21 protein-coding genes are annotated in these 25822 nt (G+C 27.3%); 4 read left to right on the forward strand and 17 right to left on the reverse strand.

What is annotated here, in order from left to right; genetic code table 4:
* Window positions 1-9 precede the first annotated feature (9 nt).
* Window positions 10-1827 (forward strand): MIP family Ig-specific serine endopeptidase, encoded by a 1818-nt coding sequence (locus tag MCRO_RS01950; protein ID WP_041594045.1) that lies wholly within the window; start codon window positions 10-12, stop codon window positions 1825-1827.
* A gap of 22 nt (window positions 1828-1849) precedes the next feature.
* On the opposite strand, the gene MCRO_RS01955 is transcribed toward MCRO_RS01950, so the two are convergent.
* The 3 genes from MCRO_RS01955 to trpS are packed head-to-tail and all read right to left on the reverse strand — an operon-like array spanning window position 1850 to window position 5047.
* Window positions 1850-2299, reverse strand: a complete 450-nt coding sequence (locus MCRO_RS01955) for an MAG3450 family membrane protein (protein WP_013054740.1) — start codon at window positions 2297-2299, stop codon at window positions 1850-1852.
* A 6-nt stretch (window positions 2300-2305) separates the two neighbouring features.
* Window positions 2306-4048, reverse strand: coding sequence for a threonine--tRNA ligase (gene thrS / locus MCRO_RS01960; protein WP_013054474.1), 1743 nt, complete (start codon window positions 4046-4048; stop codon window positions 2306-2308).
* Between the two features lie 9 nt (window positions 4049-4057).
* Window positions 4058-5047 (reverse strand): tryptophan--tRNA ligase, encoded by a 990-nt coding sequence (gene trpS / locus MCRO_RS01965; protein ID WP_013054310.1) that lies wholly within the window; start codon window positions 5045-5047, stop codon window positions 4058-4060.
* Between the two features lie 158 nt (window positions 5048-5205).
* Here trpS and MCRO_RS01970 point away from each other — a divergent pair, with 158 nt between their 5' ends.
* Genes MCRO_RS01970 through mgtE form a run of 3 tightly spaced genes read left to right on the forward strand, consistent with a single transcriptional unit; the run spans window position 5206 to window position 7545 of the window.
* Window positions 5206-5484: a hypothetical protein gene (locus MCRO_RS01970; RefSeq protein WP_013054703.1), complete on the forward strand. Its 279-nt coding sequence runs from the start codon at window positions 5206-5208 to the stop codon at window positions 5482-5484.
* A 1-nt stretch (window position 5485) separates the two neighbouring features.
* Window positions 5486-6064 (forward strand): diadenylate cyclase, encoded by a 579-nt coding sequence (locus MCRO_RS01975; RefSeq protein WP_013054454.1) that lies wholly within the window; start codon window positions 5486-5488, stop codon window positions 6062-6064.
* Window positions 6065-6081: 17 nt separating this feature from the next.
* Window positions 6082-7545 carry a magnesium transporter gene (gene mgtE / locus MCRO_RS01980; protein WP_013054518.1) on the forward strand — a complete coding sequence of 488 codons (1464 nt, stop codon included), beginning with the start codon at window positions 6082-6084 and terminating at the stop codon, window positions 7543-7545.
* A gap of 66 nt (window positions 7546-7611) precedes the next feature.
* On the opposite strand, the gene secA is transcribed toward mgtE, so the two are convergent.
* The 14 genes from secA to kduI all read right to left on the reverse strand — a co-directional run bounded on the left by secA (window position 7612) and on the right by kduI (window position 25810).
* Window positions 7612-10191, reverse strand: coding sequence for a preprotein translocase subunit SecA (gene secA / locus MCRO_RS01985; protein ID WP_013054770.1), 2580 nt, complete (start codon window positions 10189-10191; stop codon window positions 7612-7614).
* A gap of 91 nt (window positions 10192-10282) precedes the next feature.
* A complete protein-coding gene (locus tag MCRO_RS01990) occupies window positions 10283-11965 on the reverse strand; it encodes a DUF2264 domain-containing protein (protein WP_148207920.1) in 1683 nt (560 codons plus the stop codon).
* A complete protein-coding gene (locus MCRO_RS01995) occupies window positions 11946-14462 on the reverse strand; it encodes a coiled-coil domain-containing protein (RefSeq protein WP_041594046.1) in 2517 nt (838 codons plus the stop codon). The genes MCRO_RS01990 and MCRO_RS01995 overlap by 20 nt, the downstream gene beginning before the upstream one ends.
* On the reverse strand, window positions 14452-18348 hold the full coding sequence (locus MCRO_RS02000; RefSeq protein ID WP_013054614.1) for a polysaccharide lyase family 8 super-sandwich domain-containing protein: 3897 nt from the start codon (window positions 18346-18348) through the stop codon (window positions 14452-14454). Before MCRO_RS02000 ends, MCRO_RS01995 begins: the two co-directional genes overlap by 11 nt.
* 3 nt (window positions 18349-18351) lie before the next feature.
* Window positions 18352-19347, reverse strand: a complete 996-nt coding sequence (locus tag MCRO_RS02005; protein ID WP_013054128.1) for a PfkB family carbohydrate kinase — start codon at window positions 19345-19347, stop codon at window positions 18352-18354.
* A complete protein-coding gene (locus MCRO_RS02010) occupies window positions 19341-19946 on the reverse strand; it encodes a bifunctional 4-hydroxy-2-oxoglutarate aldolase/2-dehydro-3-deoxy-phosphogluconate aldolase (protein WP_013054633.1) in 606 nt (201 codons plus the stop codon). The genes MCRO_RS02005 and MCRO_RS02010 overlap by 7 nt, the downstream gene beginning before the upstream one ends.
* Window positions 19946-20713 (reverse strand): 2-dehydro-3-deoxy-D-gluconate 5-dehydrogenase KduD, encoded by a 768-nt coding sequence (gene kduD, locus MCRO_RS02015; RefSeq protein ID WP_013054250.1) that lies wholly within the window; start codon window positions 20711-20713, stop codon window positions 19946-19948. The genes MCRO_RS02010 and kduD overlap by 1 nt, the downstream gene beginning before the upstream one ends.
* Entirely contained in the window at window positions 20713-21099 is a 387-nt protein-coding gene (locus MCRO_RS02020; RefSeq protein WP_148207921.1) for a preprotein translocase subunit YajC, read from the reverse strand. Before MCRO_RS02020 ends, kduD begins: the two co-directional genes overlap by 1 nt.
* Window positions 21100-21108: 9 nt before the next feature.
* Complete coding sequence (locus MCRO_RS02025; RefSeq protein ID WP_013054304.1) at window positions 21109-21516, reverse strand: PTS sugar transporter subunit IIA; 408 nt, start codon at window positions 21514-21516, stop codon at window positions 21109-21111.
* A 1-nt stretch (window position 21517) separates the two neighbouring features.
* A complete protein-coding gene (locus MCRO_RS02030; protein WP_049757055.1) occupies window positions 21518-22399 on the reverse strand; it encodes a PTS system mannose/fructose/sorbose family transporter subunit IID in 882 nt (293 codons plus the stop codon).
* Entirely contained in the window at window positions 22386-23270 is an 885-nt protein-coding gene (locus MCRO_RS02035; protein WP_013054147.1) for a PTS sugar transporter subunit IIC, read from the reverse strand. The genes MCRO_RS02030 and MCRO_RS02035 overlap by 14 nt, the downstream gene beginning before the upstream one ends.
* Window positions 23271-23281: 11 nt before the next feature.
* The gene (locus MCRO_RS02040) at window positions 23282-23761 is read right to left on the reverse strand and encodes a PTS sugar transporter subunit IIB (RefSeq protein ID WP_013054428.1); all 480 of its coding nucleotides are present in this window, start codon (window positions 23759-23761) and stop codon (window positions 23282-23284) included.
* 7 nt (window positions 23762-23768) lie between these two features.
* Window positions 23769-24977 carry a glycoside hydrolase family 88 protein gene (locus MCRO_RS02045; RefSeq protein ID WP_013054680.1) on the reverse strand — a complete coding sequence of 403 codons (1209 nt, stop codon included), beginning with the start codon at window positions 24975-24977 and terminating at the stop codon, window positions 23769-23771.
* Window positions 24977-25810 carry a 5-dehydro-4-deoxy-D-glucuronate isomerase gene (kduI, locus tag MCRO_RS02050; protein WP_013054251.1) on the reverse strand — a complete coding sequence of 278 codons (834 nt, stop codon included), beginning with the start codon at window positions 25808-25810 and terminating at the stop codon, window positions 24977-24979. The genes MCRO_RS02045 and kduI overlap by 1 nt, the downstream gene beginning before the upstream one ends.
* Window positions 25811-25822 lie beyond the last annotated feature (12 nt).

The raw sequence follows: 25822 nt of genomic DNA on the forward strand, positions 1-25822 counted from the left end.
GGAGGTAAAATGAAAAAGAAAATATTTAAAACATTATGGTTATTAAGTGCTGCAACTCCATTAATCACGGTTATTTCATGTGACAATAAACTTGATTTTAATTCGGATGGTGTTAATAAAAATAAGCAAGAACCACCACTTAATCCTGAGACACCTACAAAACCAGTGGTTCCCAACGTTCCTAAACCCCCTGTAGTTCCGGAACAACCAAAACCACCAGTAATCCCGGTGGAACCGGATAAACCTAATACACCAACTGTTAATAATGATTTAACTTATGGTCCCTTACTTCAAAAATATCCAACATCAGGCTCAACCCAACCGCATTTTAATGAAAAAGGAGAACTAGTTTTTCCTGATTTGTCAACAAACTACTTTAAAGAAAAAAGACCTGTTATTGAAACTGGAAAAAAAGAAAATAAAACCTTATATAATGAAATATATAATAGAACTTTCGCTATTTCTTTTATAACAAATGATATTGATGAAACTGGAAATAAAAATGAATTAAGTTTAGTTAATGGATTAAATGAAGGTACAGGTTGATTGTTTGATTATTATAAATATAAAAATTCAACAAGTAAATACAAATTATTTATTGCAACCAATTTTCATGTTGGTTCAGCTATAAAAAATTCATTATCTAACAATAAAACTGAATTATTTGATTATGCAGATGAATTATTATCGAATAAAGGTGAAAAAGCATCAACAATTGGAATAAATATAGGTAGATCATCACTAAATAATAATAACTTTTCAAAACAAGATAATATGGCTAGTTTTAATAATTTCTCAGGTTCTGCAAAATTTTATACCAATTATAATGGTGCAAACAACAATTCAACATATAACCCCTCATTATTAAACTCTCCAAAAGTAGTTTTTGTAGCAGCTGGTTTTATGAATGATAATGATGAAAAACAATATAAAAATGTTTTAGTTGAAAAAGCGAAGAATTATAAACATAGTGATGAAGAAATTAAAAATAAAGTAAGAAATAGAGCCAATAATGCTTCATATTATCAAGATTTTATGGTATTTGAAATTGATGTAGATCTTGATAAAGATACATCATCAAATAAAGAGTTTAGTAATTGAATAAATAATGCAATTTCCACTTTTGATACTATTAAATCTTATGCAAAAGCAAACATTATACCTAATCACGATCAAGGCAATATACCATATGTGTCTTATGATTATGCAAGTATGTTTTATTCTGACTCAAGAAGAGTTCCAAGTATATTTAAAAATTATGATAAAGCAGATCATTCGGCAAACTTTGGTTATATAGCAGGTTATCCAAAAGATAATTACAACCAACATTTTGTATGAAACAATAATAGTCAAAGATACGATGAAAAAGAAATTAATAAATGAAGTATAAACTCAAGAAGTTTTATAAATGGATTCACAGGAACTAACATAAACTTTAAACCTGATTTTTGAGGTAAATTATATGCAGATCATTACGGATACAGAACAAACATTAGTTTTTCATCATTATATTACGGAGCTTCTGGGTCTATGGTAACAAATGAGTATGGATTACCAATTGGGATATATAGTGGTGTTCCAAATGTTGAAACCAATGAAACAAGCAAAAACGGTGTATTTACTCCACTTGTACAAAACTTTGATATTCCTATTTACGGTATTGATAAAGCTTACTTCCATGCTTATAACTTAATAGACGGAAGCGATAAAAGATTGTATCCTTACCAAAAAACTTCTTATAGAGAGAACTTAAGATTTCTTTATCCTAATGGTTTTGAAAATAACAATGAATCAAAAAATACAGCAATATTCGACAAAGAGTATTAAAAAAATCGCTACAGCGATTTTTTTATCTAACTCTTCCTGGTTTAATTGAATCAAAATTCTTTTGAAAGGTTCTTTCCTCTAAACGAGTTGATAAGAATAAGAAGAGAATTGTACTTAAAACACATGAAAGTGCTATTACGCCTCTTGCTCATAATGGAAGTGGATAACTCCAAATTATTCCTGCAAAAGCTATACCAACTGGAATTGTAAACGCAAGTGATCTTGCATCTACTAAATCTAATTTATATAACAAAAACCATAAAATACCTAAAGCAACTATTCATGAAGGCATTGCTATTGAAATTCCTCAAAAAGGGATTTTTTTCATGCTAGCATCTGTTGTACCCAAAACTCAAAAAACTATTGCTGGAAAGAATATAAATAATACAAAAAATAAGATTGCATAGTATTTTTTTCTTTGTTGAATATTTCTTGCTTTTCTAAGGGCTTGATCAGTTTGTTCTTTATTCATTTGTTCCTATCTATAATTCATTCTATCTTCATTTATCATTTTTATAAATTCATCAATTGTGGTAGTTGTAGTAGAGTTTTCACCATATTTTCTGTATGATATTGTTTTATTATTTTGTTCTTCATCACCTAAAATTAATTGATATTTAGATTTTGATATTTGAGCTTCTCTCATCTTCTTTGAAAGTCTTTCTTCCCTATCATCAAGGCTAACACGGAAATCGTGATCAAATAAAGTATTATAAATTTCTTTAGAATATGTTAAGTTATTGATCTCATGAACAGGAATAATAGTTACTTGTTTTGGAGCTAGTCAAAAAGGTAGAACTCCTTTAGTTTGTTCAAGTAAAGTTGCTACAAATCTTTCATATGTTCCAATTAATCCACGGTGTAAAAGCACAGGTGTTTTTTCATTTCCATCTTTATCAGTGTATTTCATTTCAAATCTTGTTGGAAGTAAAAAGTCAAGTTGTAAGGTTGAAATCGTTATTTCATGTCCTAATGATGTAAAAATTTGTATGTCAATTTTCGGACCATAAAATGCTGCTTCTCCCACTTTTTCTTCATATTGAACATTTAAATCATTAAGAACCTTTCTTAATTGCTCTTCGGAGTTATTTCACATTTTATCGTCATCAAAATACTTTTCTTTGTCATTTTTATCTCTTAGACTTAATGAAATGTAATTTATTTTTATTTTTAGCAAATCAAGAGTTTCTTTTATTAAAGAATACATTGTTTTAAACTCGTTTTCAATTTGATCGGGTCTTAAAAATATGTGACCTTCAGTTAATAACATACCTCTTACACGTTCAAGACCAGTAAGTGCACCTGATTTTTCATATCTGTATAATTGAGATTGTTCAGAGTATCTTATTGGTAAATCTCTATATGATCTTTTTTCTGTTTTATAACAAATAATGTGATGAGGACAAGTCATTGGTCTTGGATATAATTTTTCACCTTCTACTTCAAGCGGTTTAAACATATCATCTTTATAGTGAGCTAGGTGTCCAGAAATTTTATAAAGAGTTTCTTCTCCAAAGTGAGGTGTTAAAACTTCTCTAAATCCATATTTTCTATCCATTTTTAAAATCAATTTTTTAACTTCATTATGAATTGCCATTCCGTCTTCAAGTCATATTGGGAAACCTTGACCAGCTAATTTACTAAAAGTAAATAATTTCATTTCTTTACCGATTTTTCTATGATCTCTTTCTTTTCTATCTTCTAATATCGCTAAATATTGGTCTAACTCTTCCTTTGAATATCATGAAGTACCATAAATTCTAGTTAATTGAATATTATCTGAATTACCTCTTCAGTATGCACCTGATAAATTTAATAATTTAAAGTTTTTTATTTTTTTAGTGTCTTCAATATGGTTACCGGCACATAAATCAACAAAAATTTCTTCATTGTTCAAAGGATCGACTAAGGCATAAAAAGTGACATCTTTTTTAGCTTTAATAAGCTCATCATACAATTCTTTTTTGTATGGTTTATTTTTGAAATCATAATGACTTTTATCGACTTTTTTCATTACCAAATTTCTTGAAGCAAACTTTTTCATTTGTTTTTCAATTTTAGATAATTCTGTATCACTAAGTGCTTCAGTGAATTCAAAATCATAGTAAAATCCTTCATCAATAGCTGGACCAAATCCAAGTTTAACATTTGGATATAATTTTTCAACTGCAGCACCTAGTAAATGTGATGTAGTATGATTTAGTTTTAAATCTGCTTTCATTTCGTCTCCTTATAATCCTACTTTTTTCATAAAGTCATTTAATATTGGTGAAGCTATTGTCTTAGCTTTTGCTGCACCTTCAGCTGTTATTTGTTCAACCTTATCAATGAAATATTTATATTTTTCTTGTATATTGATTAAAAGATCTTTTACACTTTGTGCTACTTGAGTTTTAAACTCTTTGTAATCAGAATCTTTAAAGTGTTCTTGAGCTTGTTCTAGGCTAATATCTTTAAGAGAAGCATAAATATTTAGTAAATTCAACACACCAGGTTTATCATCAGAAATAAAAACTTTGTTATCGCTATCAGTTACAGCTTTAATAATTTTTTTGTAAGCTAAATCAGGATCATCTAAAAGATAAATTGTTGATTTAGATGTTTCTGATTTAGACATTTTTTGACTAGGATCAGAAAGTGATTTTATTCTTGCTCCAACTTTTGGAGTAAACCCTTCAGGAATAACAAAATTAGTTTTATATTTATTATTCATTCTAAGTGCTATGTTTCTTGTAAGCTCAATATGTTGTGTTTGATCTTCACCTACCGGAACTAAATTTGCATTATATAATAATATATCTCCAGCCATTAAAGTAGGATATATTAACAATCCTGTAGGTATTTTATCAGTACCGTTTGATTGGCGTGAAACTTTTTGACTTTTATCTTTAAATTGCGTCATTCTATTTAGTTCGCCAAGAGTTGTTTCACAAGTTAAAAGCCATTGTATCATAGCGTGTTCAGTCACTTGTGATTGATAAAATATTGTGCTTTTTTGCGGATCTAAACCACATGCTAAATATAAAGCAACAATATTTTTTTTATGCTCAATTAGTTCAGTTGGATTATTATCTCCCATAGTTAAAGCATGTAAATCAGCTACAAAGTAGTATGTATCATATTCATCTTGAAGTTTAATAAAATTTCTAATTGCTCCAATATAATTTCCTAATGTTAATTGTCCTGTTGGTTTAATACCACTGATGCATCTTTTTTTCATTTTTCCCTCTTGTTTATATATTCTTTTAATTATATTATAAAGTTATAAAATAGTATTAATAATTATATTACTCATTAAAAATTATATAAAAATAAAACAAGATTATTATTATATTAATTTATAATTAAATATATTAAATAAGTAAATAAGGAGTTCTGATGAATAATGAAAATCAAATAAAAGATAATAAATTAATTATTGAAAGAAGAGAAGAACTTAAAGTCCTTCACGATAAATGTTTAAGCGGTTTATATGACCATAAAATCGATCCAAGTTTAATAAAATATAATAAAAAAGGTGAACAAAAACTTTTGAATATTAATACTGTTAAACTTACAAAAAAAGATATTGTTTTAAAAATTATGTACATCATTTTAACAATTCTTATCATTGCAACTATCTTAACTTTAGCTTATGTATTCAAACCGGGGGTATAACATGAAAATAGATTTAATATTAATAATTTGTATTTTATCGGTTGCAACATTAATTTTAATCATCTTATTATTACCATATTTTAAAAATATTTTTATTTCAAAAATAAGATCAACAAAATATAACAAACTAGGTAAAAGCAGTCAAATTAGATTGATTAACCAATTAAGGGAAGCTGTCGGTTACTTATCTAAAAATAAAATAGGTGCTTTAATAACTATAGAAAATACAGATAACATTGATAATTTAAGAACCGATGGAGTTATATTAAATGCAAACATATCATCAAGTATACTTATATCGATTTTCAATAAGGAAAGTCCACTGCATGATGGAGCAGTCGTTATAAGAGATAACAAGATTTATTATGCATCTACTTTTTACAAAATTACTAAAAAAAGTATGGATAATCACTATGGTTCAAGACATAGAGCAGCGCTTGGAATTAGTGAAATATGTGACGCCGTAACTATTGTTGTTTCTGAAGAAACTGGAGTAGTTAGAATATCTAAAAGCGGAAATATATATGATGTTAGATTAGAAGAATTCCAAGAAGAATTAATTAAGAACTTACAAGAATAAAATTGAATGGAGAGAATATGGAAGAAAAAGATGAAATTTTAATCGAAGAAATTATTCTCGATGAACTAAAAACTATAATCTCCAATCGTTCTGTTAATGATGTTAGAGATTTGCTAGATAAATATACATTAGTAGATATAGCCGAAGCACTCGAAAATGTTTCTATGGAAGAACAATTATTTTTCTTTAGAGTTTTAAAAACAAAAGATGCAGCCGAACTTTTTAGCTTCTTTGATGAAGAAAAAAGAACTAAATTAGTTCATCTTTTTACAGAGGACTGAGGCATGAAAAATCTTCAAGACCTTCAATCAGATGAACTGGCTGATGTTCTTGAAGATTTACCAGTTAATCTTCAAAAGAAAATTTTGAATTTAACACCAATTGATAAAAGAAATTTAGTTAACTCACTTCTTTCTTATGAAGAAGACACTGTTGGAAGCATAATGGCTGTAGATATTTCAACACTTAAAAATAATTTAACTTGCAGAAATGCGCTTAAAAAAATTAGAAATGACTATAAAAACAATGCTGAACTATCACATAGTTTTTATGTAACTGATGAAACCGGAGTTTTACTTGGTTCAGCTACTTTAGAAGAAATTGTTTTCGCTGACGAATCAATGCTCCTTGAAGATATATATAGTCCTGTAGCTAAAGTTAGTATTCATGACGATATAGAAAAAGCTGCGCAAATTTTCTCTGATCATGATCGTTCATCACTTCCTGTTGTTAACAGCGAGGATAGAATTTTAGGTATGATAACCTCTGATAATATTATTGATGTTATTCAGGATATAGCCACTGAAGATATGTATAAAATGGCTGGGATTAACCCAGATATTGCTGAAGAATCATATATAAAAACAACAATTAAACAATTAGTTCGTTCAAGGGTTATTTGGTTAATTGTTCTTATGATATCAGCAACATTAAGTCAATTTATTATTCAAAAATTTACTGTTATTAGTGAGAACTTTATCAATGGACTTGGAGCTAGTTTATCAACAGCCATTATAGTTTCACTTATACCAGTTATAAGTGGTACCGCAGGAAATGCAGGATCACAATCTTCAACTACTATAACCAGAGCTGAAGCGCTTGGAGAGATTCAAAACCGTGACTTAAAAAAGGTTTTAAGCAAAGAAATTTTAGTAGGTTTGACTATTGGCTTGATTCTTTTTGCTATCAATATATTAAGGCTTTCTATTTACTTTTCAATAACTGGTGAATTATTAAGCAAAAATACTTATTTACCAACAATTTTCATTATTTTTGCTAGTTCATTTGCTTTATTATTAGTTATAATATTTGCTAAAATTCTTGGTACAATAATACCTATTGTAGCTATTAAATTCAAAAAAGATCCAGCAGTTATGTCTGCACCTATATTGGCTACGTTATCAGATGCTATTTCTACTTTAATCTTTTTTGGAATTACAATTCTTACTTTTTACCTTGTTTTTGTCGCTGGGTGATTATAAAAAATAAAAACTGGTCTAGTCCAGTTTTTTTGTATTCCACTTTTTCATAGTTAAATTCAATTATTATTATTTTTCAGAACTTTGATTATCAACAACTTCATCTTTTAGTTGCGAATCACTTTGTTGTTGTGTTGTATCCATATTTTTAAGTTCTTCAATTCTATTTTTAACAGATCAATACATATTTAAAATATTGATTTCATTTTCTTCTTGAGTTAAATTATAGTTATATGTTATTGTACTCATTATTTCTTGGAAAACATGATCGGCTCTTATTTCTTTTGAAATAATTGCTTTACGACCAATAGGGTTTCTAAAGATAGCAATCATTACATCAAACGCTATATCTTCAATCATATTTTCAAACTTTTTAGTTCCTTCATCGGTATAAACTTGAAATGGATTTTTTTGTGCATATTGAACTAAATTTATATTAGATCTTAATTTATCCATTGAATCAATGTGATTTTGTCATTTAACATCTAAAATCTTTAAAATTGTTGTTCTTAGTTCACCTTCAAGCATATATTCATCATAGTTTTCAATAACATTTTTCATCCATTCATCAAATGTTTTTAAAAACTTTTCTTCAATATAATCACTTAATTCATTTTCATGCATGCTCTTTAATTCATTTTCTGAAAATTGAATTTTAATAACGCTTAAGACATGATTATTCAAGAATTTGATTAATGATTCAAAATCAAATGAACCGTTCTTGAATCTATAATTTTCACTCTTTATTATTGATTTAGCAGTTGATGAAATCATTCTTTTTATAATAAATGAAATGTTATCGGTTGCAAGAATTAAATCTCTTTGCGAGTAAATCAAATCACGTTGTTGCCTAATGACATCATCATAATTAAGAACGTTTTTACGTGAATCGTAGTTAAATCCTTCAATCTTCTTTTGCGCATGATTAAAAGCGAAACGAAGATTTTTATTAGTTATTTCTTTGTCTCCTTCAGATGCATAAGCAGCTTTAAAACTTTCTTGATTTGAAAATCTTTGCATTAATGTATCATCAAGTGAAATATAAAACTTAGATGTTCCAACATCACCTTGACGACCACTACGTCCTTTTAGTTGGTTATCAATTCTTCTTGCTTCAGCTTTATCAGTTCCTAAAACATATAATCCGCCTAACTGCACACTTTCGGCAGTTAATTTAATATCTGTTCCTCTACCAGCCATATTTGTAGCGATAGTAATTGTACCCGCTTCACCAGCACGTGATATTATCTCGGCTTCTGCTGCATTTTGTTTTGCATTCAAGACTTGATGAGGAATATTTTCAGCTGTTAGTAATTCATGTAAAATTTCACTATCTTCAATTTGAGCCGTCCCAACTAAAATTGGTTGCCTTGTTGAATATAATTCTTTAATTTTTATTACAACTGCTTTTCATTTAGCTTGTGCACTAGCAAAAATTGAATCAGGTTCATCAATTCTTATTATTGGTAAATTGGTAGGTACAACATTAACTCTCATATTATAAATATCAATAAACTCTTGCTCTTCAGTTTTGGCTGTTCCACTCATTCCACACAATTTAGTAAACATTCTAAAAAAGTTTTGATAAGTAATGGTGGCTAACGTTTTAGTCTCGGGTTCTACTTCAACCATTTCTTTGGCTTGCAATGCTTGTTGTAGTCCTTCTGAATAACTACGGCCATCCATTATACGACCAGTGAATGCATCAACAAGTTCTATTTTTCCATCTCTAACTATATATTCGACATTATTTTTCATAACCTTATGCGCTCTAAGAGCATTCGAAATTCTATGAACTATTTCACTATTTTCCATGTCATAAAGGCTTTTTATACCATAAAAATTATTAGCTCTTTCAATTCCTGAGTGTGTTAGTGAAATAGCTTTTGATTCATCATCTATTACATAATCCTTAGGAGTTAATAATCTAACAAATTGATCGGCTGCAAAATAAGTTTGTGTATCCTCTTTGTCACCTCCAGAAATTATTAAAGGTGTTTTAGCTTCATCAATTAAAATTGAATCAACTTCATCGACTAAACAAAAATAATGACCACGTTGCACTTTTTCTTCTAAACTACTTACCATATTATCTCTAAGATAATCAAATCCCATTTCAGAGTGAACAGAATAAGTAATATCAGCTGCATAAGCCTTTCTTTTTTCATAAGGATCAAGAGATGCTTTATTTATTCCAACAGTTAAACCTAAGAAATTATAAACTTCACCCATCTCAATAGCATCACGCTCTGAAAGGTATTCATTAACCGTTGAAACAATAACACTTTTTCCTGTTAATGCATTTAGATAAACTGGAGCTATAGAAGTAATTGTTTTACCTTCCCCAGTTTTCATTTCAGCGACACTACCAATATCAAGTAAAAGTCCACCTAAAATTTGCACATCAAAAGGACGTTTTTTAAGTACTCTTTTTGTAGCTTCCCTCGCAACTGCAAAAGCTTCATTTCTAATATCGTCCAAGTTGTAACCTTGTTTTAATAATGTTTTAAATAATTCTGTCTTTGACTTTAATTCTTCATTGCTTAAATTAACTACTCTTTCTTCGAGTGAATTAATTTTATTTAAAGCCTTTTTTGCTATTTTCATCTCCGTTGATGTTATATTAAAAAATTTCTTAAGTTTATTCATGATTTATATTTTATATTATTTTTAATAATAAGTAAGTAATTAAAAAAAGCAAATTGCTTAGATGTATTTTGCTTTTTTCTAATTTTGTATCTTAGTTTTTTGATAAAAGGTATTCAAATTTTAATATTTTATTGTTGTGTTTTTCATCACTTTTTACATTTATTATTCTTAAATCTTTTTTAGTAAGACTTGTGTTTTTAGTATTAAATATTGTTTCTTTTAATTCTTTATTATTTAAAAATAATTTAAATGTAGGCAACAGTATTGCTGAAAAAGAGTAAAACCATTCAGTTTCTTCTCCGGTTATAGAATAAACAATATTAATTTTATTGGTTTCTAAATCAAATCACTTTTCACATTTTACTTGTGCACAGTCGTATTTGTAAATAGATACTACTTTATCGCCTTCTATTTTTTGGTATAATGGCATTTTCTTAGTTTCTCAATTTAATCCATCTTTTGATAGATAAAGTTGCATATCATTTTCTAAATAATTACTACTTATAGAAGGACCAAATAATGTAGTATAGGTTTCTTTAGTATATTTTTCTTGATTAAATTTAGGATTAAACTTTGCATATTGACCTGAATTAAATAGTATTTTATGATGTTCTGGAGTTGTATAAATAATAGAATTTATTGCATCAATTTTTCTTTGTTTTTCTCATACAGGAGTTTTGATTTCAGCTTTTCAAAATTCGTCTTTTTTATCAAGAGCCAAAATAATAAATGTCTTCAGTGCTCAATAAGGACTTGTATTAGAATTATACTCTTCTAAAAATGTATGATTTTCATAACAAAAGCCAAGATTTAATTTACTTTCATCATCAAAATTTTCTTTATTGTCTGTAAAAAATGTTATGTTCTTAGTGATGAATCATTTTAACTCATTAATACCATTAGGATATATTTTGTTTAGTGCTAACGCTGAAAAATAACTACTTGCAGCAAATCTGTAAATTAAGGATCTTCCAAAAGGAATTTGCATACCATTTATATCGAAAAAGTACTTATAATCTTCATAAAATAGTATAGCTCTCTTGGTGAATTTGCTTGCAATTTCGGGATATTCATTCTTCATGAAGTAATTGAAAATTAAACCATAATAATGATATCCTCAACCTATATAATAATCTTTTTGATTTGGTCTTCCATCATAATATCAACCTGAACCAATATAACATTTTTCTATATTTTCAAGTGCTTCAAATAAATATTTTTCATTGTATTTTCGTTTATTCAATTTATAAATTGCTATGTTTACTAAAACTTTAAAAAATTGTCAATTGTTTTTACTGAAATCATGGGTATTAATATTAGATAAATATTCAATTAAGTCATTTAATTCTTGTTTATTAAAGCATTGTTTAATTTTATCGACATTAAACAACAGAAACAATGAAATAGCTCCCATTTCAACATATATTTGATTAAAATCACCAGGTTTTTCTCAATTATATTTTGTGTTTGATGAGTTTGTTGCATTTTTTAATCCTTCAACCGTTCGATTAAAAAACTCTTGAGATGTTTGAGATTTAGAAAATTCATCATTACATGATAACAATGATGAATATCCTCATAATACTCTACTAAATCCTTCGATACCAACTATATGTTGATTATATACAACTTCTCTATTTCCTCATTTGAGTTGAGTATTGGCTTCTGAATAATGATTTAGTAGTGGTTTAGTAAGTTTTTCTAGTAATGTAGAAAAACTTACTTTATCTGTTAAGATTTCTTTTGATTTATCTTTATTTAGATAAGAATACATTTTTTCAATCATTTTTTATGAAATCTCAGTTAATTTTTTCAAGATTAGTTAAATCAGTTTCGGCTTTACCTTTTAATAAACCTTCTTTAAGAATGTTAACAAATCCTGATGATAATGTAGGATTTATGGCTAATATTCTATAAATAATTCCTATATTTTTCATAAGTTCTTCACCTTTTGCTTCATTTAGTTTAGCAAATGTAACATCTGTTTTTATGTATGTCTCAGTAGCTCATGTATAGAATTTATCTAATTTAACTTTGTTATAGATTCCTAAATCTGAACCATTTTCGTTCTTAGATAACTCAATAAAGAAGTTAGTGAATAATCTTAATTTATTTAAATCACCTTGTAAGTATTTATTTGAAGAATTAAATTCTTTTGAATAATCTAAATTATTTAATCAATCTACATAATCTTTCGAATCTTGTTCAGCTTTTACTAAATCTTGATTAAGTAAATTTACATAATTTCTTACAATGAATGAATTTTGAGCATATAGATTTTTATCTATATATTTACCTTTTAATGTTGTATTTAATGAACCTTCCATTTGTCCGTATTTAGATATTGAAGAAGCAAAATGATTAAGTGATTCTATTGCTTTTGTTCTTGTTGTTTCATCTAGTTGTGCATCTAATAAATATAATATTTCCATCACTTTATATGGTGCATAATATTCAAATAATGCTCATTTACCAGGATCTGCTTTCGTATCTTTATTGAAATATTTTTCAATTAAGTCTTTAAATCAATCGTTAGCAAAAGTGGTGAATTTCTGATCTCTTAAAGTAGCTAGGGCTACTTCTGTTTTTCCGGTTGTGTTGTTGTTAGCATAAATAGTCATTCTAATTAGTTTTCTGAAGTCATATCATCTGCTTGAATTTTGAATAAAATCAAGTTTAGAGGTTTTAATATCAATAAATTCTGTTTTAGTTTTTGCAATTATTTCATCAGCAGTTTTTGTTGTTTCTTTACTTCACAATTGAGCAGCTATTAATAATGCGACATTATCTTCAAGTACAATCTTATTATCATCTGTTTTAACAACATTTTTCAATGCTAATAACTTTTCAGATAGTAATTTAATATCATTAAATTCTTTTGTTGCATTATTGAATTTAGTATTTTTAATTGTATCTAAATCACCAAAAATGTTTTTAGCATATCATTTGTTTACAAAGTCATTTGTTTTGAATTTTTTATCGAAAATAAATTCTTCAATTTCTTTTGTTAATTTTCCATATTTAACTGTGGTAGAGATTAATACTCTTCCATAAGCATTATTAACTTTTAATTTAAATGTAGATATTGAACCGGCTAAATTATTTGCATCTTTAACTTTAAAACTAGATACTGGAACTCCTGAAGGAGGTAAATTTAAATTATTTGATGTAATTTCAACTTTGCTTGAAAAGTTTGTGGCAAATTCATTTAATTTTGTTTCTAATGTTGCTATTAAGTCGTCTAATTCCTTTTTAGAATCGTTAAGCTTTTTAACTAAATCATTATTTTTTGTTTGATCAAAAACATTTGCTTTTATAAAATTATCCGCTTCCGTAACATTAGCTTTTAATGTAGTTAATTTAACTGAAACTTCTGGAATAGTTGCATCTTTTTCGTATTCAACATATTGACTTTTTACTGAAGCAACTAGATTAGTTAATTGAGCAAATTTATTAGTTTCTTGATATTTATCAATTACATTTTTAAGTTCATCTTTTGCTGCTTTTAGTGCTAACTTAGAAGCCTCAACATCAGTCTTTACTTCACTTTTTTTATCAATTAAAACTTGTGCTTCAGCTATTTTTGCTTCTAAGGCTGAATATTTAACTTTTGTACTTTCGATTGTTTTATAAGCAATATTATTAGCTAAATATACTTTGACTTCTTGTGTGACAGGAACTAAATCTTCATATGCTTTTTTAACTAAAGAAACCGATTCAAAAACATGTTCTAAGTTTAGTTCGCTTACTTTATCATTGTCAGTTAAAGGATTATATAAAGCAATAGTTATTAAAAGCTTATTTGTATTTTTATCATCAATTTTAGCAATTATGTTATATGCTAATGATTGAGAAAAATATTTATTATCATTACTTATAAAATCTTTGGATATTACGCTTGACATTTTAACTGAAGAACTTTGTAAATAAGTTTTAGCATCGATAGCATCATCCTTACTAAATCTATTGAAAGTAAATTTTGCTTTAGGATCATTAGATAATTCTTTATTAAGAGCATTTAATCATTCAAGTGCACTTTTGTATTTATCTGATTTAACTTTGACATTTTTAAAATAATCATTAACTGTTTTTGTTTTAATAACATCAGGTTTAATTTCTTCATTACCGGTTCCTGGTTTATCACTGGGAATGCTTCACTCATTACCACCTTGTTTATTATTGTTACTATTATTTACACAAGAAACAAGGCTTATTGGTAAAATACTTGACAATGTTAACGAACTTAATATGATAAGTTTTTTATTTTTCATTTGTACTCTTTTCTTCAATTATGAATCATGTATTATGTTTAATATCATTACTTAATGCAAAGCCGTTAAATATTCCAAAACCTGTTTGAGAATTATTTTTCTTAAACATCTTTACTTCTGTATTTGTTTGATTTGTATAATCGATTTTATTGTTAGTAATTTCTTTGTTTTCTAAATTAATAAAGTCCTTATCAAAATATATTTCATAATTTTTCTTGTTTGTATCAGAAGATGTAATGACTTTTCACTTTTTAGTAAAGTCATTTTTTTGAATTACTAATGTGGTTGGATCGTATAAGTAAATTGTTGTATCAAGACCAGGAATAAATAAACCTTTTTTAACTTTTTCTTGATATTCAACATCGTCACCAACATAATTACCATAAAGATCTTTTCTTTTCTTAGACAAGTTTTCTTCAACAAATGAAGCTATGTAGTAATTTGTTACTTCTTTGCCATCTATAATTTTTTTGTATGAAGCAACTATATAATCATGATTGTTAACTAAAATTTTAAAGTTAGATAACAATTGACTATATTCCTTATTATTAGCTTCATCATAATTAGGAATTGTTGAATAAGAGAATTTATTATTATCGGTATGATCAAAGCTTAAAGTATTATAGTAACGAGAAATCTTATTTTTTTCTTTAGTAAGATTTCTATTAAAATTAGCTATTATAGGATATTTGCTTTCATGATTTAATTTATGAGTTGCGTTATTTTCTAAAATAACATAGGCATTTTTTTCATTAGTAACTGAATCGCTGTATAAAAATGTTTTTTTCTTATTGATGTTTGTTTCACTAAATTTAGCGCTTTTTTCATTTTCTTGTAATCTGTTTTCAATAGTTGTTGTTACAATTTTTCCTGATTCGTTTCCATAGTATACATTACCAACCGTAATAATTTGGTTGTCGATCATAAAGTAAGCTTTTCTTGTAATTAAACCACCATTTCAATTTTGAACCATGGCTTTTACAAAACCTGTTCCATCAAAAATAATTCCATTATTAAATGATTTGTTTGTTGAAAGTGATAAATTATCTTCAATTTTCTTTTGTTTATCTCTAAGTGCGTTTATAAAATCATCATATGCCTTTTCTAAGTCAGGATTATTTCACTTTGTTGTATCGGGTCCTAAGTTGTCTGGAAAATTATATGAATAAATTTTATTAAATTGACTTGTGTGTAGTGATGATGTTCCAGGAATTAATTCAGGATTAATAACTGTTCAATACTCGTTCTTATAAGGGTTATTATTCTTTGATGTATGCAATAAAGTTGCTCCATCTGAATAATAATATGATTCGAGATTTTCTCCAAGTGTCGCTTCTGGGAAACCTACTGTTCTACCATGTAAATTTATATTAAACATAAAATCTTTATTTTTTCAAACATATCTATCTTGATTTTTTGAAAAGACAAGTCCATTATTATATTCAGCTAAATCAATTCCAACTGGTGTATTTGACTTGTTATTTAAGGAGTTTGTTATTGTGCTTGGTTCATTAAAAGTATTAAAATATGTACTTTCATAAAATTCCCAATCTTCCTTGTCTCTGGCCAATTCTGGAAGTTTATTCATTTTTAAATAATCTATTAAATTGTTTAAATATAAATCTCTTATTTTATAAGTTTTAGCAAATGATTTTAAATCTGTTTCAGTAAATGAACTAACTTGATCAATTATAAAGTTAACTAATCTTGCTTTATATAATTCAGGTGCATTCTTCGCTATTATTGTTAAAGCACCTAAAATATTCATACCTTTTTGTTTATCACCATGTCCTAGTCTTACTATTGATCTTCCACTTAATCCGTCTGAAATAGACATTTTAAACATGTAAGGCATTACAGCTAATTCAGTAAATTTATAAATTCTTTCAAATCTCTTATCTTTTGATAAATCAAATTTTGAGTTCTCGAAATATTTAAATATATCAGCTATTCCAGTATATAAAACTTCTCCATATGAACCTGCATAAGGTAAGTTATCGTGTTGAATAAATGATCCGTCTCTATAAAATCCATCTTTATTTTTGACAAATTCTCTAAATAAATTATCGTACATTGCCATCAATGCATCTTCTATTTGAAATACATTTTTATTTAATATTCCTGTAGCGATAATAGGTTTTGCAGTATCAATTACGTTAGCTCCTGTTTGAACTCTTTTTTTAGTTACAGGAACATAATTTATAATTGCTGTTTTAGCAGCACCACCATAACGTGCATTAGGTAAAAAGTAATTTATACCAGCACTTCAATGTTCGAATTTTTCTTCAATACCTTTTTTTACTTTTTCATCGCTTGATGTAAATTCGTTTTCGAATACCTTATTTAACACTCCAAGTAATTTTGTTAAATCTCTTGGAATTCCAATTTCATAAAATCATCAATTTACAAATTGTTGTTGACCTGCAAAAAAGTATTTGGTTGCAAAATCATCCATGATTTCAGAAATTATATTTTTTAATTCTTCATTTTTATAAAGAGAATTATTTTTTTCATTTATTAAATAAGCTTGTGAAATATAAAGTAATTTTTGTATAACTGTTCTTACTTTTGGAGCGTCTGAATAACCAGGATCAACAATAACATCTGTTTCAGAATTTTTAACAACTTGAGTTTCTTTTTTATAGATAAGATCATTAGCTCCTTCTATAGCATTAAACTCAGCATTTTGAATATTTAAAGCATTTTCTTTATTGGTAGCTTCAAGACTTAACTTATAAAGCTGATGTATTTTATCAAATAGTTTTTTATAGTTTTCAAGATTATTTAATTGACTTGCTGAACTTAAAGTTTCAAGGTCTTTTTTAACTTCTTTTAGCATTTCAGAAAGTTTTGTATCAAGTGTTTTTGAATTTAAGTTTTTATTTATAAAATCACTTAATTCTTTAAAATGGTTGATTAAAACAACATTTAAAAATGTTTTTATAAAACTTGTTTTAGCATCTTTTTTAATAGGAGAGTTATATATATTCTTAATAATATCTTGAATTGATTGATTAACTTTTTCAGTATCTTTGTAATTGCTTTCTAATTTAATTTTTGTATCTTCTGATTTTATAAAATTAATGATATTGTCGATATCTTTTTTATCTACATTTTCAGCTTTTGTAATATTGTCTAAAACATTTGAATCATTATTAACAATTGTCATAAACGACTTAGTCACAATGTTATTGGTTAATTCTACCTTTTTAATTCCATTATCAAAAGTTGATGAATAAAAGAAATTAGCAAGAGGATTTTTACTAAATTTTTTGGTTTTATACTTATCAACCATTTTTTTACTTCAACTATAAGCATTAGTTCTATTTTTAAGTTCAACAGTACTTAATTTAGATAAATCAATGTCATCAATTAGATATTTTAATCCATTTACTTCTAAAATATTATTATTGATTATTTTTTGTTGTTCTAAATCCAAACGAGTTTCATTTTTAAATCCATCTAGATTTAATAATATTGTGTCTTTAGAACCGTTTTTCTTTTCACGAACATTTATCTCAACAACAATTGAATTAGATGACTTATGATCTTCTTTAGCAACTAATGAATATTCAAAATCGGTTGGAAGGTAATCGTTTTGCAGTTTAGCAAATGATTTTAAAGCATTCATTTTCATATCAATATCAGCATTGTTTAATAACTTAACCGCAGTGCTTGCACTAATTGAATTTATTGATTCTAAAATTGGTTCAAATATTAAATATTTATGTAAGTCTTTTGCATAAAGAGGTACTGGTTTTCCATATTGGTCAGTTGATTTTCATTTATAATCAGCTATATTATTTACACAAGAAATTGTGCTCATTATGCTAACTGGTAAAATTCCCATCGAACCTATGATCAATAACTTTTTACTAATTTTCATATTTTACCTCTCTATTTCATTTGTTTTATTTGCGATATTTAAATCTTTAATTAATATTGGTGCACTATCGGTTTGATATTTATTTTTTTCAGCATAGGCACTTGTTGCATAAATTAATGATTCTTCAAAAGTTAAATTATTTAGGAATGAATTTAAAAACATTCCACAAAATGCATCACCTGAACCAACAGGAAACTTGTCGTTATATTGAATTGCTTTTGTTTCAAAAAATTTTCCCTCATTAAATCCAAACCCTTTAACATAAGTTTTATTATCTTTATTAAATTTAAACGGGCTAACAATAATCTTTATATTTTTGAAATTATTTCTTGTGTAATTTGTAAGATTTTCAAAATCTATTAGTGATAAATTTTCAATTTTATTATATGAATCAGTTTCATTTAATCACCCAAAAACTATTGAAGTTCTATGCAATATTGGAGATACAGCTTTTTTAAATTCAGAATAGCTTTTTCATAATTTCTTTCTAAAATTAAGGTCAAATGATGTTACTTTATCGTTTTTGATTACAGAATCATAAATATTTAACAAGGAGATAGAAAAATTTTTATTCACCGCTAAAGTAATACCACTACTATGAACTAAATCAAAATTACTTTCAATTATTTTTTGTTGTGTTTTATTATCAATAATCATTTTTGAAAAACCTGAATTAGCACGATCGTATTCAACTGTAGCATTTATATTTTCTAATTTTGGTGTGTAATAATATAAACCAATTCTGTCAAGAGAATCTTCTGAAAACGTTGTTTTTACATTATTTGAATTAATATGAAGTTTTATCTTTTTGTTAAAGATGCTTTGAGAATTTAATGAAGTTAAATATTCAACATCATTATTGTTAATTCCCAACATTGAAGCTACATTTAAAGCATCACCACCTATAAAATAATTAGAATTATTTTTCAAAATATTCTCATAGTTATCAATGTTGAATCGAATGAGAGTTTCACCAATTGTTAATACTCTTTTTATCATTTCTTTACAATTTCTAAATATTTTTTAATAGAAACTAACCTTTCTTCTTCACTATTACCATTAAGTAAATTTGAACCTACACTAACAGCTAAACAACCACTTAAAAATCATTGTTCAATATTTGTTAAATCAACACCACCTGAAGGCATAAATTCTATTTGAGGAAATGGTTTTTTTAAGTCAGAAATAAATTTGCTTGTAAGTATCCCTGAAGGAAATACCTTTAAAACCTTATTCCCTAGTTCGAAGGCATTGTATGCTTCTGTAGGTGTGAAAACACCAGGTAAATATGAAATCTTATTTTTGGTTGCATATTGACTTATTTCGTTAGAAAAATAAGGACTTACCAAAAAATTTGCTCCATTATTTTTACAATCTTGTGCTTGTGTAGTATTCAAAACTGTTCCGGCTCCAATAATAACATCCTTTTTATTATTACTAAATTCTTTTATTAGTTCAATAGCCTTAGGTGTTGTTAGAGTAATTTCTATGATTTTTACACCACTATTAATCAATAATTGAATATTGTATTTGGCTTGTTCATAGGTGTTTTCTCTAATTACTGCTACTAATTTATGTTTCTTTAATAATTCAATCATTATCTAGCCAATCATCCACCGTCAACAGGTATGATTGCACCATTTAAATAATCGCTTGCTTGAGAAGATAGGAAAACTATAGTTCCCATTAACTCATCCGTTTTACCTCAATGACCTGCGGGTATTCTTGAAAGAATTTCTGCATTTCTTACTTTATCTTCTCTAATTGGCGCTGTATTTGCGGTTTCAATATAACCTGGAGCAATTGCATTAACTTGAATATTTAATGAAGCTAATTCATTAGCAAACGCTTTTGTAAGACCTGCAACAGCATGTTTAGATGCTGTATATGCAGGTACAAATTTACCACCTTGATAACTTAACATAGAAGCCACATTAACTATTTTTCCATATCCTTGTTTTTTAAATATGTTAGCAACTTTTTGTGATAAATACCATACTGAATTAATATTAATATCCATTACTCTATTTCAAGATTTTTCACTATATTCTAAAAGTGGTTCTCTAATAATTGTTCCTGCATTATTGATTAAGACATCAATTTTCGAGAATCTTTCTAAAGTCTTTTCAATCAAATTATTTTGATCATTTTGCTTTGTTAAATCTCCTTTAACAAGCAATAAATCAATTTTATTTTCTTTACTATACTCTTCTATTTCTTTCGTATTGTCATCATAATGAGCAACAACAATTTTTGCACCACATTTTCCAAGTGCTTTAGCATATGCTAAACCTAAACCTGAATTAGCACCAGTAATGATAATTACTTTATTTTTTACACTGAAAAAATCTAAATTAAATTCCATTATTTCTCCTTCTTTTTATTTTTTTGATTAGCAATTTTTGTAGCAATTTCTTGGTCATAAAAGCCTAAAATATAATTTCTATTTACTTTAATAACTGTATTTGGTGCTATCTCAACAAAATAAATTTCACCTTGTTTATCAATTAATTCACCAAAAACACCACTAGCCATTAAAACTTCATGACCAGGTTTTAATTCTTGGTATAGTTTTACTCTTTCTTTAAGATTTTTATCATCTTTTTTCTTTTTTAAGATTGGAATAATAATCATCATGAAGAAAATATATAGTGTAATTAATGCACAAAATACATACAAAATAATTTGTTGTGTTTGTATGTATGCATATTTATTAGTTTCCTCAAAAAACATATTGACTTTTTCGACCATATTTACCTTCTAATTGCTGTAGTATGTTGTAAAACTAGCTATATTATCAAAGTTAGCTTTACAATTATTTTTTAAAGTTTCGAAATCTGACGGACTTAATAAAAGAGCTTTTATTGAAGTATCTATAATTGCTGAAGTGCTTAATCCACCGAAAACAATAACTTGTTGTTTTTTATTATTCATTGCCAATTCCATTGCTTTTTGATGAGGTGAGCCTCCAGGAATATCAGCAATTATTACCTTTGCATTATCATTATTAAAGTGTGTTTCTAATTTAGTTTTTAAACTATTTATTTCATTGTTTTCATCTATGTTATAGGTATATACATTTTCTTCAATACCTACAACAAATTCTAAAACACTCTTAATTCCTTCTGGGTATTTAGCGTGTCCTACGATTATAAAATCTACTTTCATTCTAGACTCCTAGTATTCCAAATACACCACAAGTAATACCTACTAAAATAGTTACTATAATTACTTTATATGGACTTCATTTGTATTTTGTTACCATGAAGTAAATAAACATAACTCATATTCCAGCAGCCATTAAAGGCATAATGTTATTTAAAATTTGTTGAACTGAAATTGCTTTTACTTGGAATCCTGCTGCACCAGCATCGATTCTTTGAGCAAATTCAAGTGAGAAATTAACCTTTGTTAATCTAATAGCTAAGGCAGAAATAATTGTTACTCCAACCATTGAGCTTATTCTAATTATTGTTTGCATTGATGTTGCTAATTTTCCAATTGCTCTTTCACCAAGTTTATATCCTAAAATTCCTAATGAAACTCTCATAGCGATAAGAACTGCATTAATTCCAAAAAGGAAGATGATTGGACCTAACATTGATCCTGTTTGCGCAAATCCGACAGCTATTATAGAAAATAGCGGAAAGATTGCAAATTGAGAAAGTGAATCTCCAATTCCGGCTAAAGGACCCATTAGAGACATTTTAATTGTTCTAGCATCATTAACACTTTGTCCATTTGCTAAAAGCGATAAATGCACAGATGTTATTAATGGTAATGTTTGAGGGTTTGAGTTAAAGAACTCAATGTTATTTAGTAAAGCTTCTTTTAATTTGGCACCTTTACCATATATTTTTTTAAGTCCTGGATAAATTGCATTTGCATATCCTAAACCTTGAAAGTTAGCATAGTTAAATCCACTTTGTAATAGATATGATCTAAATGCTATTCAAATGTACATCAAGATTGATAATTTACCAAGTTTTTCATTCGGATTTTGACTTGCATTAATTTCTACAAAGTCTGTTCTTGTATTAGATTCCTTCATCTTGACCTCCATTGTTATTTTGATTATTTTGCATGTTTATAGGCATAATAGGTGTTTTTAGTTTTTCATCAAATCCCGCTAGTTTTGCAATCGAAACAATTATCATTACAAATCCAAACGCAGTTATTGCAAGACCTAAAACTGAGAAACTTGTCTTTGTAACTGTTGCTATTATTTCAAATACTAAAGTTAAGAAATATCCAATAAATACAAATCCAATGTATTCTTTTTTAATCATTACTTTAAGAATTAAAGCAAATCCAAGAGCAGGTAACAATCCACCAGCTACTCTAAATCCAATTCTTAATCAATCTGGAATTTCATTAGCTAATGTTGATAGACCATTTGCACTAAATCCTACTGCAATTCCAAATCCGAAAGTAAATAATACAAGAACTATCATTGACATATTTGAATATAGTTTAAATAGTCAATATTTTTCATTCTCAATTGCTTTTTTAGCTAATTGTGAAATTGGTGACATTAATGTGAATAAGAATGTAATTAATAATTGCATCATTATTCCAATAGGAACTGAATATCCTATAAATACTCCTGCATCAGTAATTGTCATTGGTGCTAATGCAACACCACCACTTGATTGTCTAGAGGCAATTGCTATAACAGTAGCAAATATACCGGGCGCAATAGGATCTGGAGGTCTAACTCCACCTTGACTAACTCCAAAACCAAGTCATACAGTTTGACCTGCTGCACCAACGATTATTCCGGTTTGTATATCACCAAGAATAATCCCTACACCAGTTGCATAAACTAAAGGTGTTGCTGTATAGTTTCCAAGTAAAGTACCTGTAACAGCAATTGCAGCTCATAAACCGATAAATAAGGCTTGAGCACTTGTTATTTCCATTTTTTCCTTTCCTAACTAATTAATTTAGTTATTTCTACTAATCCTTTTGTAACACCTGGAAGTGATTGAGTATTGAATTTAATTCCAGCTTCATACATTTCTTTGATTAGTTCTTTTTCTTTTTTACTTAAGTTAATAGAAGGAGTAATTCTTTCTCTATCATCTCTTGTGTGTGTATTACCGATGTTTATTTCTTCAAAAGGAATTCCTCCTTTAAAAAGTTTATAAATATCTTCAATTGATTGAATAACTAAATAAAATAGTTGTCAATCAGCTGCTTTAGGTCATATTTCTATTAATTTATCAATTGAATAAAAGCTACATCTTATTCCTTGCGGAACAGTAACTCTCATTAAATCTTGTTGAGTTTGATTATTGGCTGCATCGTCATTAGCTACAATTACTGAATTGCAACCATTAACTTGCATTCAGATTGATGCTTGACCATGCATTAATCTTTCATCTACTCTAGCATGTATTATTTTTGCCATTTTTCTCCTATCAATATATTTCTAAATCTTGATATAGTCTAATTAAAGCTTCAAGATAGAAATAATCACCTCATATATTACCTTGATCAACACCTTTGTTAGTATGTCAAGAATAAACACCATGAAACAATAGTGGGCTACCTGGTTTAGTTTCTAATAGTGCATACTTATTAATTAGTGATTCAATAATTTTGTTACTTGCTTTTGTATAAATTAAATTAGTTGGTTCATCGAGTAAATTTAATTTATACATTTCAAGTAATCCGCAAGCTGCTATAGCACTAGCTGAACTATCTCTTGAATGATTTTTATCATCATTAAGATCTAAATCTCAATAAGCTATAAAATCATCACTACCTTGATTATTTAAGAATTGATTAACAACTTTTTTATAAATTTCTAATGTATCTTTATCAAGCAATTTTAAATTAGAGATGTATTTTAAGGTTAGCGGAATTCCATAAATTCCTCATGCTTGACCTCTTGCTCAACATGAATCATCAGTATATCCTTGTCTTGTTTTTCCATATAAAGGTTTACTTGTTTCTTTATCAAAATAGAATGTGTGGAATGTTGTTCCGTCTTCTCTTATAACAGTTCTTAAAGATGTATTGAAGTGATTAATTGCTATTTCTTTATACTCTTTTTTACCACCATTTTCACTAGCTCAAAATAGTAACGGAATATTTAATAGACAATCAATAATTAATCTATAGTTATCATTTCCTGAAACATTACCTCAAGCTTGAATGAATTTTCCTTGCTTGCTATATCTACTTGCTAAGTTATCAGCCGCCAATAGAGCAGCTTCTTTGGCTTTTGGATTCTTAGTTAATTTATATGAAGCAACACAAGAAAGTGAATATAGGAATCCCATGTCGTGATGATTAACTTCAATTTTGTTCTTTATTCTATGAAGATAATCATCTACGTGTTTTTGACCTATTTCTAAATATTTTTTATCTTTAGTATATTCATAAGCAAGTCAAATTATTCCACTTCAAAATCCATTAGTTCATTCTGTATTATCCATTTTAGTATAGATATTATTGAATGTTTGAGGTGTTGGATATAAATCACTTCCAAAGTATTCAATGTTTAAGTCAATTTGCTTAATAGCTTTGTCTATAGCGCTTTTAAGAAAATCTTTGCTTAATGTTTTTTGCTTTAAGATCAAATCTTTTTCAATAATAGTTTTATTATTATTTCTAAACATTATTTAAGATCCTTTGTTGCAACACCCTGCATATCTGTATAGTCTAAATTCTCTCCGCCCATAGCTCAAATAAATGAATAATTACTTGTTCCTACTCCAGAGTGAATGCTTCAAGCAGGTGAAATTACAAAGTCTTCATTAGCTACTATTAGGTGTTTTGTTTCTTGTGGTTTTCCCATTAAGTGAATAACTCTGTGTTCATCTTTTACATCTAAATATAGATAACATTCAGTTCTTCTTTCATGTGTATGACATGGCATTGTATTTCACATATTATTAGGTTGTAAGATAGTAAGACCCATTAATAATGAATTTGTTTTACATACATTTGGATGGAAAAATTGATAAATTGTTCTTGTATTAGATTGTGAAATATCACCTAAATTAATTGCTTGTGCTTTTGAAATATTTACTTTAACAACCGGATATGAAACCAATCCTTGTGTTGAAAATAAATAGAATTTAGCAGGCACTTTACCATCTTTGCTTTTAAAAACAATTTTTTTGTTTCCGACAGGTAAATATAAACCATCTTTATTTAAAAGTTCTTCAACTCCTCCGTCGTATTCGATGCTTCCAGTTCCTCCTATATTTATAATACCCACTTCTCTTCTTTCTAAAAAGTAGTTTGAACCAATTTCTTTAGAAACATCAAGTTCAATTTTTTCTTTGGTTGGAACCACACCACCAACTATAATTCTGTCATAGTGTAAATATTCAAGGTGAAGTTTTCCTTCAACAAATAAATCACTAACTAAGAAATTTTCTCTTAATTCTGTTGTATTCATTGTCGACACTTCAGATTGCGACCTACAATATTTTGTTTTAATCATGTTAAATTTCCT

This window comes from Mycoplasma crocodyli MP145 (assembly GCF_000025845.1).
GTDB lineage: Bacteria > Bacillota_I > Bacilli_A > Mycoplasmatales > Metamycoplasmataceae > Mycoplasmopsis > Mycoplasmopsis crocodyli.